Source organism: Bradyrhizobium sp., assembly GCF_016462955.1.
Classification (GTDB): Bacteria; Pseudomonadota; Alphaproteobacteria; order Rhizobiales; family Xanthobacteraceae; genus Bradyrhizobium.
Genome location: NZ_JAEMSD010000166.1, coordinates 10551 through 12979, shown reverse-complemented (window position 1 = coordinate 12979; position 2429 = coordinate 10551). Strand labels below are relative to the sequence as shown.

The 2429-nt window shown below is 58.8% G+C and carries 3 protein-coding genes; all 3 read right to left on the bottom strand.

Annotation, left to right across the window (positions count from 1 at the left end):
• On the bottom strand, positions 1 to 349 hold a 349-nt coding region (locus tag JHD07_RS18180), incomplete at its 3' end, for a nucleotidyl transferase AbiEii/AbiGii toxin family protein (protein WP_291624529.1).
• Positions 336 to 1091, bottom strand: coding sequence for a type IV toxin-antitoxin system AbiEi family antitoxin (locus JHD07_RS18175; protein WP_291624528.1), 756 nt, complete (start codon positions 1089 to 1091; stop codon positions 336 to 338). The genes JHD07_RS18180 and JHD07_RS18175, both read right to left, overlap by 14 nt.
• Positions 1092 to 1447: 356 nt before the next feature.
• The coding region (locus JHD07_RS18170) for an IS110 family transposase (RefSeq protein WP_291624527.1) at positions 1448 to 2429 on the bottom strand (982 nt) is incomplete at its 5' end.

The window sequence follows — 2429 nt, the reverse complement described above, 5'->3', positions numbered from 1 at the left end:
TCACCGGCGTGACCTCAATCTTGATCTGCGCATCACCTTTCTGGACGGTAAGCTTGGTGACGATCTTTTCACGGGCGTTGACGACTTCCGTCACCCGTGAGCCCGGCAATCCTTTCCTGATGGCCGCTGCCATGCGCTTCATCGCCGCATCGATCGCAGCAAGAGATTCGGGGCGCGGAGCCACCGGCAGATAGGTCAGGTCGATATCGACTGATAAGCGTGGCATATCGCGGTGGAAGAGATTGATGGCAGTGCCGCCCTTGAGCGCAAAATCGGGCTCCGCCGCGACGAACGGGATCGTCTCGATCAACAAGGCGACTTGATGCCGATATTTTTCAGATAGGGGCATTGAGGTCGTCTGGGATGGTTATGAGGTATTTGGTGTCGAGTTTGCCGCCCTTGACGAGCATGCGCTTTCCCGTGCCGAGATTGACTTTCGACGTGTCGATCTGTTTGAGCCAGGCGTGTTGATGTCGCTCTGCGAACCAGAAGAACAGTCGTTTGACCTTGATGCTTTTGCAGTCGTTCAGAAGCGTTTGCAGCCGCCGGGGACTTAGGCTCCTCAATCCTTCCGCCAATGCATCGACTTGGTGGAAGCTTTCGTGGCGGGGCAATTCGTCGAGCAGTTCGAGGAACGCACGTTCGGGAGTCGATACCATGAGAGGCCAGTCGGATGGTCCCGGTATTTCCCGTGTCGTCCCCGACTTTGATCCGGGCGTGCTCCCGTGCGTTTTGAATAGACTTTGCGTGCGGTGAACACGGAATTTCTGTTTGAGCGGAAGTTTGCCGAGCCAGCCGGGAGCAGGCAGCGTTCCGTATAGATGTACGGTCGAAGGACCGGTTTGGCTCAGGTAGTGACTGAAGCCTTGCGCTTCGATGGCGGTACGTCCGCCGACGACGAGGTCGGAGCCGAGCAGCCGCTGGAGTGACACGACGACGCCCTGCCAGGAGAGTTCGCCGAGCGGACGCTTGAAGGTTCCCCGCGCCGGCTGAACCAGCCAGCCGGCCGATACGTATTGGCTGCGCAGGCTGGTGGAATATCCATGTCGTTCCATCCAGGCGGCATCGACCAGAAGTCCCTTGCGAGGCATGTCATTCGGCCCTTTAATTGCGGATTGTTGTCAATCACCTTTTGAACTTTCCGACGGCACGACGGTAGCGCTCGCGCTGTCGGAGCTGGTCAGGGTTGCGGAGACGGCGCGAGCGCGGCTGATGCGTACTTTGCCGGCCAAGCATTGGATCGCCCTGGCTGGTTATGTCTTCACTGGGGTCACGGTCCTTTCCGAGGTCGCGCAGCGCCTCATGATGATGTCCGGGTCGGACGCCTCAACGTTTGCAGCGGAGTACGGTCGAGCCGCCACCAGCCGAATGAACGAGGTCGCCTCAACACCGTCCCAGCGGGACATCGCCAGTCCGGCAGACCGGACCAGGAACTTGCGAGCAAATATCAGACTGGCTGCGGCTGCCCCCAGTCGAAGGATGTGCCATCGACCCAGATGCAGTGAAGGATGACTGCGATCTTTCGGGCGACGGCGACCTTTGCCTTCCTCATGCCGATCCGCTTGGCGAGCTTCATGCCCCAGGCCTTAAGGGAAGACCACTTCTTTGTCCGATAGAGAAGTACGGTGGCGGCCTCAAACAAGTAGGTTCGGAGAAGCCGGTCGCCCCATCGAGATATCTTGCCGTTGATGTCAGTTTCGCCAGATTGGTTGCGCCGAGGTGTAAGGCCGAGGTAGGCACCGACTGTCAACGCCGATCGGAAGCGCAATGGGTCATCGATTGTATGGCGGAAAGTCAAGGCGGTCACCACGCCGACACCGGGAACGGTCATTAGGCGGCGCGTCGTCTCGTCCGCCTTCGCCAACTGGCGAACTTCGTCGTCGAACTTGTTCTGCTGATGACAGATATGCTCATGGATCAACAGGAGCGGCGAGATCACGCTAAGGAGTGGATGATTATCGCCCAATAGCTCGCTGACCAGGTTGCGGAACTGCTGGCCGATTGCGCGCGGGAACAGCAAGCCGTATTCTTTGATCAAGCTCCGGACCTGGTTCTCGATGTCTCGGCGCATGGACACAAGCCGGGATCTCGCGACGAGTATCGCGCGGATCTTCTGACTTTCCTTGCTCTTGACCTTGACTTCTCGATACCAACCAACCCGCACCAGTTCGGCCAGACCTCGAGCATCATTCTGATCGCTCTTGTTCATGCGTACGGACAAAGCCGCGTGGGCATGCCGCGCGTCGATGCAAACCACTGGGAGATCGACCCTACGAAGTTCATGCCATAGCCAGCTCGCCATCGCCCCGGTCTCAAATCCGATGCGCTCCGCTTGTGGCGCCCGCTTGCGAAGCAATGCCGCGAGCGCCCCGGGGTCGGACTTTGCCTTTCCTTCGAACAAGATCTGACCCACTTCGTCGACTACACAT